This window comes from Bradyrhizobium sp. 44, from assembly GCF_023073095.1.
Classification (GTDB): domain Bacteria; phylum Pseudomonadota; class Alphaproteobacteria; order Rhizobiales; family Xanthobacteraceae; genus Bradyrhizobium.
Map to the genome: position 1 here is coordinate 290,617 of NZ_JADPIY010000016.1, position 15,445 is coordinate 306,061.

The following is a 15,445-nucleotide window of genomic DNA, read 5'->3' on the forward strand; positions in this document are numbered from 1 at the left end:
ACCTCAGCTCTTCTTCCGGGGGCTGCGCTCGGGGGGCGGCTCCCCGTCGGGCGAGGGCGCAGCAGCTGGCTTCTCGCCACCGCCACTGTCGCTGCCCTTGCGTGCGGAGTCCTTGATGCCCTGCATGTCGCGAGCTTCCCGGATCAGGCCTGGCATCTTGGCGAGGCTGCCACCTTCGACGCCGATGTCCGCCAGAAGCGAGTCGATCAGCGGCGCCTGGACGCGGTAGCGCAGCGCCGAGTCGATCACCTCGTCGGTGGCGCTACGGCCGCCATTGCCACCATGGCCGTTGCCGTTGAGGCCATCGACCTGAAGGATGCGGATGCCCTCGATCTTCTCCATCGGCTTGACGCTCTCGCGGACGATACCCTCGATGCGGTCGAGCAGCTTTCTACGGAACAGCGAGTAGCGTGCCTGGTCGGTCAGCACGTTCTCGGCCTCGTTGAGCATACGCTGCGCCTCGGCCTCGACTGCAGCGCGGATCCGTTCGGCTTCCGCGGCAATTCGCGTTTCCTCGGCCTGCTTCTCGGCGATCAGGATCTCAACGGTCTTACGGCGCTTCGCGATCTCGCTCTCGCGTGCGGTAATGACGCGCTCGGTGGCTTCAGTGGCATGCACCCGCGCTTCCTCGGCCGAGGCCTTGGCCGCAGATTCTTCGAGCGACTTCAGGTGAATGGCAATCGCCTTCTCCATCAGAACGGTCTCGACCTCCTTCTCGCGATTGATTTCAAGCTTGCGCAGCTCGCGCTCGCGGCCGATGCGGGCCTCGTCGAGGCCGCGATCGGAGGCAATGCGGGCGCGGTCGACCTCTTCGCGCGCGGCAATCTCGGCTTCCTGAAGCGACTGGACACGGGCGACTTCGAGTTGTTCGATCGAACGTCGCCGTTCGATTCGCGCCGCCTCCAGCGCTTGTTCGCGCGAGACGTCCGTGGTCTCGATCTCCTTGCGCGCGACAATCTCGGCCTGCCTGACCTGGCGGTCGGCGTCGATGCGCTCGGATTTCTTGGTCGAGAGCGCAATGACGCGGTCCTCGTCCGCGATCTCGATCGCCTTCTTATGCTCGATGTTGAGGACTTCGCGCTTTCTGGAGGAGGTGATGCGCTCGGCTTCTAGCGCGAGATCGACGCCGATGCGCTGGCGCTCGATGGTGTCGCGACGCTTCAGCTCGGCGGCCTCGAGCACGGCTGTGCGCTCGATCTCGAGCGCACGTGTGTCACGCTCGGCCTGGATACGCTCGGCTGCAACGGACTTCTCCTGCGCGATCCGGGCGGCTTCGATGGCTTCGCGTGAGGCGATGTCGGCTTCCTCGACGGCGCGGTTGCCGGCGATCTCCAGGGAGCGCACGCGTTCTTGCTGAGTGATGCGGGCAGCTTCCGTGGCTTCGCGCGCGGTGACCTCTGCGACTTCCAGCGTCTGGTCGCGTTCGATCTCCAACTGCCGCGTATTCTGCTCGACTGCGATGCGCTCGACAGCGAGCCTGTGCTCGCGGGCGATGCGCGCCGCCTCGACCGCGCGCTGCGCCTCGATCTCGGCTTCCTGGATGTTACGCACCTGCTGGATCTCCAGCGCACGGGTGCGCTCATCGGATGCGATGCGCTCGACATTGACAATCATAGTCTGGGCGATGCGGGCCTTTTCGGTCGTCTCGCGGGCAGCGATCTCGGCTTCGTCCACGGCGCGGGTCCGGTCGATCTCGCGGCGCCGGGTCTCCTCTTCGTTGGCGATGCGGGCGTCGGTCACGACGCGGTCCTGCTGGATACGCGCTTTCTCGATCGCCTCGCGGGCGGTGATCTCGGCTTCCTCGACGGTCTGCATCCGCTCGATTTCGCGCTGGCGCACCTCGCGCTCGGAAGCGATGCGGCTGGTATCGATCGAGCGCTGGTTGGCGATCCGGGCCTTCTCGATTTCTTCCCGTGCGAGCAGTTCCTTCTCCTCGATGGTGCGGGTGCGCTCGATCTCCCGCTGGCGGGTCTCGCGCTCCGAGGCGATACGGGCTTCGGCGATCGCCTGGTCGTTGGCGATTCGCGCCTTCTCGATGGTTTCGCGGGCGGAAATCTGCGCCTGCTCCGCTTCGGTCTCGCGCAGGGCCCGCTCGCGCGCGACCTCGGTGCGTTGCAGGGCGCGGCGCATCTCGATGTCACGCTCTTGTTCGAGGCGCGCCGTCTCGCTTTCGCGCTCGATCTCGAGCGCCTGCCGCTCGGCCTCCAGGTTGCGAGAGCGGATCTTGATCATCGAATCCTGCTCGATGTCGTTGCGCAGCTTGCGCTTGGCCTCGATATCCTCCATCAGGCGGGTCAGACCTTCGGCGTCGAAACGGTTCGAGGGGTTGAAGAATTCGAGATCGGTCTGGTCAAGATCGGTGATCGCGACTGACTCCAGCTCGAGTCCGTTCTGGGCAAGTGCCTCGGCCGCGTTCGCCTTGAGGCGGGCGACGTACTCTCCGCGTTGCTCATGCATCTGCTCGAGGGTCATCTCCGAGGCAACGGACCGAATGGCCGAGATGAATTTGCCGGCGAGGAGGGCGTGGAGCTGTTCGGGCTCCATGGTACGGCGGCCGAGCGTGGCAGCCGCGATGGACACGGCTTCCCGGGTCGCCTGCACTCGGACATAGAAATCGGCTTCGATGTCCACGCGCATGCGGTCACGGGTGATCACGGCGTCCTGGCGCGAGCGCACGATGCCCATCGGCTGCACGTTCATGTTGACCGGCGTGTAGTCGTGGATGAACGGCAGCACGAAGGCGCCGCCGTTGATCACAACGCGCTCGCCGAGCAGGCCGGTCCGAACGAATGAGGTCTCCTTGGACGAGCGATGATAGAGCCAGTTCACGATGTAGACGCCGACCACGATCACCACGACGGCGACGATCAGCCAAAGGATCAATTCACCGACCAGAGTCCCTGACATGTTTCTCTCCCTCGACCTTTCGGCGTTATCGCGCGCCGATCGCCTTGAATTTGCGAACCTGATCCGTCAGCGCCCGTTCGACCGGCAGCCGCTCCATCGAGGAGGCGCCGTAGAAGCCGTGGCAATTGCGTGTGTTCCTCATGATGAAATCGGCATCGTCCGGATCGGAGATCGGTCCGCCATGGGCGAGCACCAGAATGTCCGGATTGACGCCGAGCGCGGCGGAGGCCCAGGTGTCGATGTGCGCTGGGCAATCCGTCAGCTTGAGTGCGGTCTGCGCGCCGATGGTGCCCCCGGTCGTCAGGCCCAGATGACAGACGATGATATCCGCGCCCGCGATCGCCATCGCGGCGGCTTCCTTCTCGCTAAAGACGTAGGGCGTCGTCAGCAGGTCCTTCTCGCGCGCCTTTGCGATCATGTCGATCTCGAGCGCATAGGACATGCCGGTCTCCTCGAGATTGGCGCGGAACACGCCGTCGATAAGGCCGACGGTCGGAAAGTTCTGCACACCGGCGAAGCCGAGCGCTTTCAATTGGTCCAGGAAAAGATCCATGTCGCGGAACGGATCCGTGCCATTGACGCCGGCGAGCACTGGCGTTCTGGTCACGACGGGCAGCACTTCGCCGGCCATCTCCAGCACAATGGCGTTGGCGTCGCCGTAAGCCATCAATCCCGCGAGCGAACCTCGGCCGGCCATTCGGTAGCGGCCGGAATTGTAGATGACGATGAGATCGACACCGCCGGCCTCCTCGCATTTGGCCGAAAGGCCGGTGCCGGCGCCGCCGCCGACGATGGGCTCGCCGCGCCTTGCCATGTCGCGGAAGCGCTTCAACAGTGCAGCGCGTTCAAACCGGGCCATCGGTCACCTCGCTAGTCTCCGGCGCGCCCCAGTGCGGCCGAACAATGTTCGGAACGCGCTGACAATGGTGGAGGCGAACTCGGGGTCATTGATGTTCTTAGGAACGCGGATGAGCTGACGGTTGGCGGTCTGCCGCACGTTGCGCTCAAGCGTGCGGAACAGCGCCGCATCGGTGTCCGGATCCCAGAACGGCTGTCCTCGCGCGTCGAGCGCGGAGACGCCGCCCTCGGGCAGGAAGAAGCGCACCGGGCCGTCCATCCGGTTGAGTCGATCGGAGATCCAGTGCCCCATGCGCTCGTTCTCCTCCGCCGTGCTCCGCATCAAGGTAACCTGCGGGTTGTGGACGTGGAATTTCCTGCCGCGGTAGCGCTCCGGGATGGTCTCGGGCGCGCCGAAATTCACCATGTCCAGCGCGCCCGCCGAGCCGACATAAGGCACCCGGCTGCGGATGATGGCGCCGAAGCGGTCGTCGGTCGCCGGGAACACGCCACCCATCAGGAGGTCCCCGACCTCCGTGGTCGTGAGGTCGATGACGCCTGCAAGCTGCCCGGAATCGACGAGTGCCTCCATTGAGCGCCCGCCGACGCCGGTGGCGTGGAAAACCAGGCACTCGAAATCTTCGCGCAAGTCGGCCGCGATCTTCTGCACCGCCGGCGTCGTGACACCAAACATGGTGATGCCGACCGACGGCAATCCGCTGTCGCTCCGATCCTTTCCTGCATGCTGATCAAGGCGCGCCTTGACCATGCCGGCCAGCGCGTTGGCGCCGTTGGCCAGCACGGCGCGCGAGATCGAGTTGAGGCCCTGCACGTCGGCGACCGAATGCATCATGGTGATGTCCGCGGGGCCGACATAGGGCCCGACGTCACCGGAGGCGATGGACGAGATGATGAGCTTCGGCACTCCGACAGGGAGAGTTCGCATACCGGGCGCGACCAGCGACGCTGCGCCCGAGCCGCCGGCTGAAATCACGCCGGCAACATTGCTCTGGCGCCGCAGCCAGCTGGCGAAGGCCTCGGCCATCGCGGTGACGGCGGCGCCGCGGTCGGGTCCGAATACCGCCGATCCGCCGCGGCCATGGTTCAATGCGATCTCCTGGGCGGAGACGTCGCTGGTCGCGTGCCTGCCGCTGGTGGAGACATCGACCAGTCGGGTTCGCAGGCCGGTCCCGGCGATGATGTCGCGGATGAAGCGGAGCTCGGTGCCCTTGGTGTCGAGCGTACCGACGACGAGCACGACCGGAGAGTCCTGCGTTTGTGCCGCGACCGGTTCGCGCCGGCGTCGTGCCGTCTCGTCGAGACGCATCACCTGTGTCGAGAACGTGCGGGCCGCGGCCTCGATGCGGGCGATCGGCACCGGTTGCGACCAGCGTGTCGGCGGCGTCGGGTTGGACAGGTAGATGCGGATCGCGCCGCCTGGCCGCGTCTGCTGCGGAGAGGGCTTCGGTTCCGTATCCGCCGGCGGCACGCCGAGGTCGAGCTCGAGTCCGGCGTGCATTCCGACACCGAGCAGGCGCTGCTGCAGTTCGCGATCGGCGGCAAGCCGCACCGAATCGATGATGCGGTTGACGCGGCCGTTGACCATGATCGCGACGTTACGCGACACGGCCGTCGCCACGCCGATATTCTGCTCGATCACGAGCACGGACATCTCGCCGTCCTCGCCAAGCCGTAGCAGCATCTCCTCGACCTGGGCCACGATGACCGGCGCGAGCCCCTCGGTGGGCTCGTCCATGATCAGGAGCCGGGGGTTGGTGAGCAACGCGCGGGAGATCGCAAGCATTTGTTGTTCGCCGCCGGAGAGCTGGCCGCCGCCGTGATCCTTGCGCTCGGCCAACCGCGGAAACGTCTTGTAGATGCGCTCGACCGTCCATGCGCCGCGGCGCAAGCCGGCGGCAAGCTGCAGATGCTCGTCGACACTGAGCGAACGCCATAGCCGCCGTCCCTGCGGAACGTAGCCGACGCCGAGTCGGGCTATGTGGGCGGGCGGCTGCCGGGTGATGTCATCGCCGCGGATACGAATCGAGCCGCCGCTGACCGGCACCAGCCCCATGATGGCCTTGCATAGCGTGGTCTTGCCCATGCCGTTGCGGCCGACGACCGAGAACACGCCGGCCTCGAGCGTCAGGTCCACGCCCTGCAGCGCGTGCGAATGGCCGTAATAGACGTCCAGGCCGCGGACTTCGAGCGCGGCGGTGGTACGGCGGACCTCACTCATGGCCGCCTCCGAGGTAAAGCTCCTGCACTTCGGGATCGGACTCGATCTCCTGCGGACGGCCTTCCTTGAAGATCCGCCCGTTGTGCATCATCGTGACGCTCTCGACGACGCGCAGGGCCACGTCCATGTCGTGCTCGATGATGATGTAACCGATATGCGCGGGCAGGGAGATCAATATCTCGATCAGCTCGGCACGCTCGGTCGGCGACAGTCCCGCGGCGGGTTCATCGAACAGGACGAATCGCGGCGCGCCGGCAAGCGCAAGTGCAATCTCGAGCTGGCGCTGCTGGCCATGCGCGAGCTCGGCAACGCGCTGATCCTTCACGCCCGAGAGATGGACGGCCTGCACGAGATTTTCGGCCGCGTGCATCAACGCATCGTTCTGACCGGGGCGGAGAAACGAGAAGCGCCCGCGTGAGACGCCCCGGCAGGCGAGGTAGACATTGTCCTGGACGGTGAGGCCGGGAAACAGCGCGGAGATCTGGTAAGTCCGGCGCAGGCCACGGCGGATGCGCTCATAGGGCGGGAAGTGCGTGACGTCCTCGCCGAAGAAGCGGATGGTGCCACTAGAAGGTGGGAAGTCGCCGGTGATGCAGTTGAACAGCGTGGTCTTGCCGGCGCCGTTGGAGCCAAGCACGGCGCGCCGTTCGCCGGGGCGGACGGTAATAGTGATGTCGGTGAGTGCCGCGAGCGCGCCGAACAGACGCGTCACGCCGCGCAGCTCTAGCGCCGCGCTGGCGCCCACGACAGAGAGGCGTTGCGCGACGCTATCCATGGCGGGATCCTTGGGTGGATCCTTGGCCAAGTTCTCGGCCAAGTTCCCGGCCATGTCGTCCATTTGAACTTGCCGCGCCGGAGCGTTGGCGGCGCCGCCAGCTCTGCCAGAGCCCGATGACGCCGTCCGAGGACCAGAACACGATGGCGAGGAAGCCGAGGCCGATCAGGAGCCGAAAGCGGTTGCCGTCGAGCCCCAGCTTGACCAGGAAGTCGAGTGCGAAGGTGCGCAGCAGCACGAAGATCAGCGCGCCGATAAAGGGTCCGACGGGGCGCGTGATGCCGCCGACGATCGCGATGATGAGGATATCGATGCACGCTCCAACGCTCACGGATCCCGGCGAAATCTGCCGGTAGTTCCAGACCTGGAGTACCCCAGCCAGCGCCGCGACGAAGGACGCGAAGGCGTAGGCCGCAACGCGATGCGCATTGACGTTGAAGCCGAGCGCTGCCATGCGGCGGGGATTGTCGCGTACGCCTTGCAGCGCGAGGCCGAACGGTGCGCGGGAGATGTAGTCCACGGCGAAGTAGCACAGCGCGGAGACCGCGAGGACGATATAATAGAAGGGAATGTCGGCACGCCAGTTGACGCCCCAGAAATGCGGCGTGGCAACGGTATTGATGCCGGTATGGCCGTTGAAAATCGCCCAGTTCTGGTTGGTGAAATAATAGAACGCCGCGCCGATCGCGAGCGTGATCATGATGGTGTAGATGCCCTCGGTGCGCACTGCCAGCGCGCCGCCGAGCGTGCCGAAGATGGTCGCGAGCGCGAGCGCCATCGGGACCGCAAGCCACCACGGCCAGCCCAGGCTGATATTGGCGTTACCGCTGACGCCAAACACCGCGACCATATAGGCGGAGAAACCGGCGATGGTGAGCTGCATCAGGCTGACCATGCCGCCATAGCCGGCAAGAAACATCAGACTCAGCGCCATGGTTCCGAGGATCAGCGTGGTCGCAAAGATCTCGATCAGGAAGAAGCCGTTGGCGATCAGGGGCATGATCAGGAGAATGGCCGCGACGGTCCAGGCCGCCGGATTGTCGATCTCCGGCCATCCGCGCAATCTGGAGCGTTGCACAGCAGCGGTGGGACGAACCGGGACGCGGGCGTCGTGAGCGAGGGACATGTCAGCGCCTCGCCAACAGGCCCTGCGGCCGAATTGCCAGCACCAGAACCATGATCAGGAAGGTCACGACGATGGCGTAGGTTGGGATGTAGACCGAGCCGAGCTGCTCGGCGAGGCCGATGATAAGCGCGCCCAGCGCAGCCCCCGGGATCGAGCCCATGCCGCCGACGATCACGACGACGAGGGAGGCGAGCAGGAAGCGGATATCCTCGCCGGGCGAGAGCGACTGGAACGTTCCGCCGACGACGCCGGCGACGCCGGCGAGGCCGGCGCCGAGCGCAAACACCACCACGAAAACGAGTTGGATCCGCACTCCGGTCGCCGCCAGGATGTCGCGATCGTCGACCCCGGCGCGGATGATCATGCCGATGCGCGTGCGGTTGAGCGCCAGCCACATCGCCACGCCGATCACGACGGAGGCGGCGAAGATCACGAGTCGGACCATGGGATAGCGGAGATAGACCGGCTCGCCTGAGGATTTGACCGCGGTGACCAGCGGCAGCTCCACAGGTCCGATCAACCAGTTCGGGGTCTGGATCTGATAGAAATCGCCGCCGCAGGCCCACAGCATCAAATCGGCGAACACGATCGAGAGACCGATCGTCACCATGGTCTGGCGCAGGTCCTGGCCCTCCATGCGGCGGAAGACGAGGACCTGGAGCAGGACGCCGACCAGTGCCGTCAGGATGAAAGCGACGATGAAGCTGAGGACCCATGAACCGGTCGCGGCGCTGATGGCGTAGCCGACATAGCCGCCGAACAAATAGAGTGAGCCGTGCGCGAGGTTGACGTTGCGCATCAGGCCGAAGATCAGCGTAAAACCGCTGGCGACGAGGAAATAGAGACCGCCGAGTGTGATGCCGTTGAACAGAGCGTTGAGGAAGACCCGCTTGCGGCCGAACGCATCTTCAACGCCCTGCGGCCAGACCGCGAAAATCAGCCAGAGTGCTAACGCGATCGCGATGATGACGATCAGTGCCCAGGCGGGATGGCGTTCGACAAAGCGGGTCATGATCGCCGCTCCGTCTTCACGTCACCCCATCTCTCGCCCCGCAAGCGGGGCGAAGGGGCACGCAGACCGTTGCCGGCCGCAGGCCCTGCCATGCACGTGCGCTCCCTATCGCGCGCGATCCTCGTTTCGGGACCGCGTTTGGCGCATCCTAATGCGGCTGTAAGGGAGGCGCTTGATCGTGAGTATCTTTTCGCGTGGCCTCAGGCGCGCAAAACCTTGGCCGCGCGGCGATAATCTGTCGGCGCCATGCCGACGTTGGCGGCGAAGAAGCGGGTGAATCCGCTCTGCGATGAGAAGCCGAGATCGAAGCCGATATCAGCGATCGGCGCTTCGCTCGCCACCAGCGCCTCCAGTGCCTGCTCCATCATCAGCGTATTGAGATAGAGGTGTGGCGTGACGCCGGTCTGGGTGCGGAAGAGCCGGTAGAAATGCGGCCGCGACAGGCCGGATTCGCGCGCGATGGTGTCGAGCTCGATCTCGGCGCCAGGACTCTCCGACATCATCTTGATGCATTTGCGAACGCGAAAATCCGTGACGGAGCCGTTTGCGCGTGGATCGCGCGCGGTCGCCGCCTGTTGCCAGCTTTCGTCGTAACAGATGTCGATCAGGCTTCTCAGCTCGCCATCGAGGCTGTTGAGCGAGGGAGCGCCGCACACGAGGGCGGCTGCGTGCCTGATATGCTTGTCCAGCGCAACGGACCGCGTGAACTGGGTGCGGCCGAAGCGCAGGCGGTCGGCGCCGGGCGCATCGGGCGCAAACCACTCGGCATTGACGTAGAGCACGAAGAAAACGGCGCCGCCTTCGAGATCGGACGGCAAGAAATTATGCGGCTCCCACGGATTGACCGCGACGACGGACCCTTCGGTGAGCTCGTAGCGTCCGTCGCTGACATCGATGCATGCGGAACGCCCGCCGACATGGAAGATCAAATGACCTTCGCGATGTGCGTGGATGTTGAAAGGGCGGTTCAACTGATAGACCGTCGCCCGACCAAAGCGGCCGTGGAAGACGGCGAGCGCCCGGCTCATGCCTCTCCTCCCAAAAGCTCTTGTATTTTTTGGTAGCGTTCAACAACCGGGGAGAGAATGCAAGGGCGCACGTGTCGCGCTTCTGGCAAATCTCTCCCCGGCCGGTCAACGTTCGCGAATGAGACTAGGTCAGTATTTCTTACATTCCGGTACTGTGCGGCTCGGTAAACCGATTTTGGCGAACACCGCGGGATCGTAGCCTAGGGTTTGGTTGACGTTCGGGATCACGTTCACGACCTTTGAGAACAGCGCGCCCTTGCCGTCGTCGACAACCTCGGTGACGAAGTTGGTGCCGATCGCCTGGCGGTTGGAGTCCAGCTTGATCTTTCCGTTGGGTGCGTCGAGTTCGATCTTGGCAAGGGCCTCCTTGTACTTGGCTTGATTGTTGGAGAGATCTCCGTTGACCTGGCGCAGCGCCAGGATCAGCGCCATTGTCGAGCCATAATAGTTGGTGGCGAGCAGCGATGGGCTCGGGAAGCGCTTGTTGGGCGGGAAGGCGTCCTGATAGTCCTTCACGAACTTCTGCCAACTCGGGCTCTCCCAGGTGTCGGCCTGGCCGCTCGCGGCCAGCGTGCCAATCAGGGCATTCTTGGCGTTTCCCTTGGACGACAGGATGGTCTGGTCGATCATGATCGAGCCGCCCATCAGATGCGCCTTGCCGCCGGCCTGCTGGTATTGGTTCAGGAAGTTGACGGCGTCGGCGCCGCCGAGGCCGAGATAGATTGCGTCGACGTCGTCGGGCAGTGCGGCGATAACCGAGGCAAAGTCCTTGGTGCCGAGCGGCACCCATTGCCGGTTGGTGACCTGTCCGCCAGCACCGCAGAACTCGAGCACGAGGCCGAACACCTGCGTATAGATGAAGGAATAGTCTTCGCCGACGGTCGCGATCTTGCGATACTTCTTTTGGTCATAAGCGTATTTGCCGAGGCCCACCTGCCATTGCGCCCCGTCCATGTTGTAGCGGAAAAAGTTCGGAGCGGGATCGACATAGGTCGTTTCCTGGGCCCCGGAGGCGGCATTGATGAAGGTCAGTTCGGGATGGGTCTTTGCAAAATTCTTGACTGCGATGCCTTCGTCGCCAGAGAGCGGCGACAGCAGGATCTGTACCTTGTCCTGCTCGATCAGCTTGCGCACGGCTCGCACGGCGGAGTCCGGCGTCGCGTCGGTCGAAGCGATGACAAATTCGAGTTCCTTGTCGCCGACCTTCTTGCCGAGCACGTTGAGGGCCGTCTGGAAGCCGCGGATACCGTCCTCGCCGAGCACGGTGTAGGTACCTTCGAGCGTCGCCGTGACGCCGACCTTGATCTTCTCCTGTGCGAAGGCGGTGCCCGAAAGTAACAGGCTGCTCAACGCGATCAGTCCTAGACTGCCTTTCAACATTGCTCTCCTCCCAGGGCGTTCTTTGTCGCTGTTTTTCACCGCGCCCTGACGCGTCCGCCGCGCGGTGCGGCGTTCGGACAAGGCCAACGGTTCTTGAAAGGGAGGCTATCCGAACTCGGATGCAGTGCACGTGTCGGAGCCGTGCGCGGCTTAACGGGCAGTCTCATTTTGAATGTTGCGTCGCGATTAACATCGCGGTGCAACAGGCGTCAGGCATCCCGGAATTGGCACTCGCCAGCCGCATGGCGGTTGCGACTGCGGCCGCGTGAACAGGATCGCTCGAATAGAGCGAGAAATCAATCGTAGGCGTTGCGTGATTTCGCCCGCGCGCGGCACTCGCTGGTTATACGTTGTGGCAAGCGATTGTCCTACCGTCCGCGCCGGCAGATCGAAGTTGTGGCACATCGACGAGACAGCGATCGCTGGCCATTGGACAGCGGGGCGCATATGCACAACCGCGCGGTCGCGTGAAGAGACTTGGCGGTTCACCCATTTCGATCGCGCCCTGGATCCGTTTCGATGGATCGGGCTTCGGAATTGCTGCCACCAACGCGCGCGTATAGGGATGGAGCGGATAATCGAGGACCGTCCGCGTCCCGGCCTGCTCTACGATCCGGCCCATATACATGACAGCAACGCGGCTGCTGATCTGTCCGATCACGCCAAGGTCGTGCGAGATGAAAAGCATCGACAGTCTCAACTGGTCACGCAGATCCATCATCAGATTGAGCACCTGCGCCTGCACGGAAACGTCGAGGGCCGAGACCGGCTCGTCGGCGACGATGATGGACGGGGTGGGCAGAATGGCGCGTGCGATTCCGACCCGCTGCCGCTGCCCGCCACTCAGCTCGTAGGGATAGCGAGCGGCGAAAGAGGGGTTCAACCCGACGGCCGTCAAGGTGGCAGCTATGGCCGCGCTTCGCTCGGCGCGGCTCTTGAAGAAGCCGCTGATGTCGGCCGCCTCCGCCACCGAATCTCCAATTGCGCGCCGCGGGTTGAGCGATGCATTGGGATCCTGGAAAACCATTCGGACGCTTAGACGCTTCTCACGGAGGCCGGAGCCGCCGGCTCCGATCAATTCGGTTCCCTTCAATTTGATGTTGCCGCTGTCGGGCTGGACCAGCCCGACGAGGGTGCGGCCCAGCGTGGTCTTGCCGCAGCCGGACTCGCCGACAATCCCAAGGACCTCGCCTTCGGCCAGCGACAGCGATACACCATCCACCGCCTGCACCCGGTATTTCCGACCGGCTCGCCTGGCACTGAACGAGACCATCATGTCCCGGACGTCGAGGATGGCATTGCCGCTCATGGCAGCTCCCCGCCGGCCAGTGGAAATGCGCAGAGCACCTCGTGCCCTTGGGAGGCCTCCAGGCGAGGTGGGGTCGCCACGCGGCACTCATCGCGTACCGCTGCGCAACGCGAGGCAAACACGCAGCCAGCAGCGACCGAACCTGGCAGCGGCGGCTGACCAGAAATTGTAGGCAGCCGGCGCGCGCCGGAATTTCGCGACGGCATGCAATCCATCAGTCCGCGGGTGTAATGATGACGGGGTGCGCCGAACAGCGCATCGACTGCCGCGGTTTCCACAATCCGGCCGGCGTACATGACAGCAACGCGATCGGCGAGCTGCGCAATGACTCCCATGTCGTGGGTGATGAACAATATCGCCATATCGAGCCGATTGCAGAGCTCGCGCAAGAGCCCGAGAATCTGAACCTGTATGGTGACGTCCAGCGCGGTGGTCGGTTCATCGGCGACCAGCACCTGTGGCCTGCAGGCCAGCGCAATCGCGATCATGCCCCGCTGGCGTTGGCCTCCCGACAACTGATGTGGATACGCGGACAGCTGCATTTTGGGGTCGGGCATGCGGACCAGTTCGAGCAGCTCGCGAGCGCGGACGAGCGCCGCTGCGCCCGAAATTCCCTCATGTACGCGTACGGCTTCGGCGATCTGATCGCCGATCCGACGGACCGGGTTGAGTGAGGTCATCGGCTCCTGAAAGATCATTGCCATGCGGCCGTGGCCGGCTTCGACACGTTGCCAGGGCTGCAGCTGCGTTACGTCGCAGCCCTCCAACAGGACCCGCCCGGCCCGGACCCGAGGACCGGGCTGCGGCAGCAATCCCATGACCGCAAGCGAGGTCATGCTCTTTCCACAACCGGACTCGCCGACGAGACCGAGGATCTCGCCCTTGGCCAATCCGAAGGACACGCCCGCGACGATGTCGACCGGCGCGGTTTCCGGGCCCACTGACACCGTAAGGTCGCAAACTGTCAGCACGGCCTAACCCTTCTCACCGAAGACTTGACGGAACCGCGGATCGAGTCGATCGCGCAATGCATCGCCGACCAGGTTCAGAGAAAATGCCGTCGCCACGATCATCATGCCGGGGAAGAAGAGCAGCCACGGCGCGCGCGTGATGAAGGTCCGCGATTCCGCCAGCATATTGCCCCAGCTCGGAATGTCCGGCGGGGCGCCGAGGCCCAGGAAGTCGAGTGAAGCCGCGCCGAGCTGCGCGAACGCGAAGACGAAGCTGGCCTGCACGAGAAGTGGTGAGACCAGGTTCGGCAAGATGTGCCGACTGATGAGCCACGCCGCTCCGGCGCCCATGCTGCGAGACGCCTCGACGTAGGTTTCCGCGCGCAAGCGCAGTGTCAGTCCATAGACGATGCGGGTCGTCGTCGTCATGTAGCCGATCCCGATGGCCAGAATGACGGTGGCCACGCTCGGGCTCAAGATGACAATCAGGCCGAGTGCGAGAAGCAGAGTCGGGAAAGCCATCAGCACGTCGACCATGCGCATCAGCAGGTGCCCCAGCCGCGGAAACAGAGCGGAAAGTACGCCGGCCGGAACGCCGGTCGCGAGAGCGAAGACGACCACGCCGGAGCCGATCAGAAGCGCCATGCGTGCTGAATGAATGGTGCGCGACAGGGTATCCCGGCCGAATTGGTCGGTGCCGAACCAGTGGGTCACGTTCGGCGGCGTCAGGCGGATCAGGGGATCGATGGCATACGGATCGTAAGGCGACAGCCAGGGTGCGAAGACCGCGGCGAGCACGGTTGCCAGAAGAACCCCGAGCCCGGCCAGCGCGATCGGGCGGGCGATGAACGGCTTGAGCCACAATGTCACGCTGTTGCTACTCATTGAAGTTCAACCCGCGGATCGAGCAGACGATAGCTCAGATCGACAATCAGATTGATCAGGAGATAAACCACCACGATGACCAGGATGACCCCCTGGATCACAGGGTAGTCTCGGCGAAGGATCGACTGAACGACGAGGCGACCGATGCCCGGCAGGGCAAACACGGTTTCGGTCACCACCGCTTCGGACAGTAGTGCGGCGAAGGTGAAGCCGAATGCGGACACGACCGTCAGGAGTGCATTGCGCCAGATGTGGCGGCGCACGACCTGCCACGGCCGGATTCCCTTTGCACGCGCCGTGCGCACGTAGTCCTCCCGGGAGACGTCGAGCATGCTGGCGCGCGTCAGCCGCAGGATCAAAGCGGCATTCGGAGCCGCAAGCGCCAGGCTTGGGAGGACGAGATAGCGGAGATTGACGACACCACCTTCGAAGATCGACGGATAACCGGAGCTCGGAAACCAACCAAGCCAGGCGGCAAAGATCAGGATCAGATAGAGCCCGACCCAGAACGTGGGTATCGAGGCCATCAGCATCGCCCCGCCGGACAATCCCTGATCGAGCCACGTGCCGTGCCGGACCGCCGCAATCATGCCGATCGGCACCCCGATGACCGCAACCCAGATCATCGTCATGGTGGCGAGCAAGGTGCTGGTCTCGGCGCCATCGGCAATTACCGACAGCACGGGCGCCTGGAAGAAGATCGACCGCCCGAGGTCGCCCTCGAGCACATGGCCGGCCCAGGTGAGATATTGCAGGATAATCGGTTGGTCGAGACCGAGCTGGTGTCGCAAGGCGTCGATCTGGTCGGGGGTCGCGGTGTCACCGAGCAGAACATAAATCGGGTCACCCGGCACGATATGGATGAACGCGAAGATGATGATGGACGCTGCCAGCAGCGTCACCGCCGTCGTTGCTGCGCGCTTGAATGCGTAAGACCACATGTGATTGAGCGCCTGGTCAGCGGCAACGATGCGCGCCGGCGCCGGCGCTCGACAGT

General features: G+C 64.3%; 12 protein-coding genes. All 12 read right to left on the reverse strand.

The window, feature by feature from the left end:
- Nucleotides 1-3 precede the first annotated feature (3 nt).
- The 12 genes from IVB41_RS17850 to IVB41_RS17905 all read right to left on the reverse strand — a co-directional run bounded on the left by IVB41_RS17850 (nt 4) and on the right by IVB41_RS17905 (nt 15,389).
- Complete coding sequence (locus IVB41_RS17850; protein WP_247433399.1) at nt 4-2,907, reverse strand: flotillin family protein; 2,904 nt, start codon at nt 2,905-2,907, stop codon at nt 4-6.
- Between the two features lie 25 nt (nt 2,908-2,932).
- Entirely contained in the window at nt 2,933-3,766 is an 834-nt protein-coding gene (locus IVB41_RS17855) for a phosphoenolpyruvate hydrolase family protein (RefSeq protein ID WP_027517172.1), read from the reverse strand.
- A 3-nt stretch (nt 3,767-3,769) separates the two neighbouring features.
- Nucleotides 3,770-5,983, reverse strand: coding sequence for an ABC transporter permease (locus IVB41_RS17860; protein ID WP_247433402.1), 2,214 nt, complete (start codon nt 5,981-5,983; stop codon nt 3,770-3,772).
- The gene (locus tag IVB41_RS17865) at nt 5,976-6,758 is read right to left on the reverse strand and encodes an ABC transporter ATP-binding protein (protein ID WP_247433406.1); all 783 of its coding nucleotides are present in this window, start codon (nt 6,756-6,758) and stop codon (nt 5,976-5,978) included. The genes IVB41_RS17860 and IVB41_RS17865 overlap by 8 nt, the downstream gene beginning before the upstream one ends.
- On the reverse strand, nt 6,751-7,884 hold the full coding sequence (locus IVB41_RS17870; protein WP_247433409.1) for a branched-chain amino acid ABC transporter permease: 1,134 nt from the start codon (nt 7,882-7,884) through the stop codon (nt 6,751-6,753). The genes IVB41_RS17865 and IVB41_RS17870 overlap by 8 nt, the downstream gene beginning before the upstream one ends.
- 1 nt (nt 7,885) lies before the next feature.
- Nucleotides 7,886-8,896 (reverse strand): branched-chain amino acid ABC transporter permease, encoded by a 1,011-nt coding sequence (locus IVB41_RS17875; protein WP_247282348.1) that lies wholly within the window; start codon nt 8,894-8,896, stop codon nt 7,886-7,888.
- A 200-nt stretch (nt 8,897-9,096) separates the two neighbouring features.
- On the reverse strand, nt 9,097-9,924 hold the full coding sequence (locus IVB41_RS17880) for an AraC family transcriptional regulator (RefSeq protein ID WP_027569321.1): 828 nt from the start codon (nt 9,922-9,924) through the stop codon (nt 9,097-9,099).
- Nucleotides 9,925-10,053: 129 nt separating this feature from the next.
- Nucleotides 10,054-11,304 (reverse strand): ABC transporter substrate-binding protein, encoded by a 1,251-nt coding sequence (locus tag IVB41_RS17885; protein ID WP_247433412.1) that lies wholly within the window; start codon nt 11,302-11,304, stop codon nt 10,054-10,056.
- A 343-nt stretch (nt 11,305-11,647) separates the two neighbouring features.
- The gene (locus IVB41_RS17890) at nt 11,648-12,613 is read right to left on the reverse strand and encodes an ABC transporter ATP-binding protein (RefSeq protein WP_247433415.1); all 966 of its coding nucleotides are present in this window, start codon (nt 12,611-12,613) and stop codon (nt 11,648-11,650) included.
- Nucleotides 12,610-13,584 carry an ABC transporter ATP-binding protein gene (locus tag IVB41_RS17895; RefSeq protein WP_247433418.1) on the reverse strand — a complete coding sequence of 325 codons (975 nt, stop codon included), beginning with the start codon at nt 13,582-13,584 and terminating at the stop codon, nt 12,610-12,612. Before IVB41_RS17895 ends, IVB41_RS17890 begins: the two co-directional genes overlap by 4 nt.
- A 3-nt stretch (nt 13,585-13,587) precedes the next feature.
- Nucleotides 13,588-14,448 (reverse strand): ABC transporter permease, encoded by an 861-nt coding sequence (locus tag IVB41_RS17900; RefSeq protein WP_247433421.1) that lies wholly within the window; start codon nt 14,446-14,448, stop codon nt 13,588-13,590.
- Complete coding sequence (locus IVB41_RS17905; protein ID WP_247433424.1) at nt 14,445-15,389, reverse strand: ABC transporter permease; 945 nt, start codon at nt 15,387-15,389, stop codon at nt 14,445-14,447. Before IVB41_RS17905 ends, IVB41_RS17900 begins: the two co-directional genes overlap by 4 nt.
- Nucleotides 15,390-15,445: the final 56 nt, after the last annotated feature.

Excerpts from the sequence above, each read along its gene's own strand:
- IVB41_RS17870 (WP_247433409.1), bottom strand. The coding sequence starts at position 7,884 with ATGTCCCTCGCTCACGACGCCCGCGTCCCGGTTCGTCCCACCGCTGCT.
- IVB41_RS17905 (WP_247433424.1), bottom strand. The coding sequence starts at position 15,389 with ATGTGGTCTTACGCATTCAAGCGCGCAGCAACGACGGCGGTGACGCTG.
- IVB41_RS17875 (WP_247282348.1), bottom strand. The coding sequence starts at position 8,896 with ATGACCCGCTTTGTCGAACGCCATCCCGCCTGGGCACTGATCGTCATC.
- IVB41_RS17890 (WP_247433415.1), bottom strand. The coding sequence starts at position 12,613 with ATGAGCGGCAATGCCATCCTCGACGTCCGGGACATGATGGTCTCGTTC.
- IVB41_RS17865 (WP_247433406.1), bottom strand. The coding sequence starts at position 6,758 with ATGGATAGCGTCGCGCAACGCCTCTCTGTCGTGGGCGCCAGCGCGGCG.
- IVB41_RS17880 (WP_027569321.1), bottom strand. The coding sequence starts at position 9,924 with ATGAGCCGGGCGCTCGCCGTCTTCCACGGCCGCTTTGGTCGGGCGACG.
- IVB41_RS17900 (WP_247433421.1), bottom strand. The coding sequence starts at position 14,448 with ATGAGTAGCAACAGCGTGACATTGTGGCTCAAGCCGTTCATCGCCCGC.
- IVB41_RS17855 (WP_027517172.1), bottom strand. The coding sequence starts at position 3,766 with ATGGCCCGGTTTGAACGCGCTGCACTGTTGAAGCGCTTCCGCGACATG.
- IVB41_RS17860 (WP_247433402.1), bottom strand. The coding sequence starts at position 5,983 with ATGAGTGAGGTCCGCCGTACCACCGCCGCGCTCGAAGTCCGCGGCCTG.
- IVB41_RS17850 (WP_247433399.1), bottom strand. The coding sequence starts at position 2,907 with ATGTCAGGGACTCTGGTCGGTGAATTGATCCTTTGGCTGATCGTCGCC.
- IVB41_RS17885 (WP_247433412.1), bottom strand. The coding sequence starts at position 11,304 with ATGTTGAAAGGCAGTCTAGGACTGATCGCGTTGAGCAGCCTGTTACTT.